Genomic DNA, 537 nt, shown 5'->3' with positions numbered 1-537 from the left:
CTTTTTAGCAGTGTATTTATTACAACGACTTTTTATGACTGCATTATGAATTTACTAGCTAATGCGCGCCCTCTTCTATTAATGTTTCTCGTGTAACCTGTACTATGTGCTTATCTTCTTTAGTTAACTTGGTTTTTTTCCAAGAGCCACGCATAAACCATGCAAATGCTATCAATGCGATGGTTATGTTAGTAATTGCAAAAGAATACCAAATGCCTTGATCGCCAAGCTCAGTATGATTAGAAAGAATATAAGCGGCAGGGAACTGCACTACACATTGTGATAATAACGCGATAACCATTGCATTGAGCATATTACCTGAGGCACGAAAAGCAGCAACAATACAAAGTTGCACCCCTATTCCACCCCAACTTAAGCACATTACTTGAATAAACTGCGCCCCATTAGTAATAACGTCATTATCGTCAGGAATAAAAAATGCAACTAATGAATCTGCGTATAAATATGCAATGGCGCCAACACATGAGAGCCCTAACAAGCCCCACACACTAGCAAGTTTAGTGATCTGCTCAGCCC

The 537-nt window shown here is 39.3% G+C and carries 1 protein-coding gene; it reads right to left on the bottom strand.

Features of this window, described 5'->3' with window-relative positions; translation table 11 throughout:
* Window positions 1–58: 58 nt before the first annotated feature.
* On the bottom strand, window positions 59–537 hold a 479-nt coding region (locus CWB76_RS19005), incomplete at its 5' end, for an MATE family efflux transporter (RefSeq protein WP_249363199.1).

This window comes from Pseudoalteromonas sp. S1609 (assembly GCF_005887255.1).
Taxonomy (GTDB): Bacteria; Pseudomonadota; Gammaproteobacteria; order Enterobacterales; family Alteromonadaceae; genus Pseudoalteromonas.
Note: the sequence above shows the minus strand (reverse complement) of the source record. Positions and strands in the feature narration are given on the sequence as shown.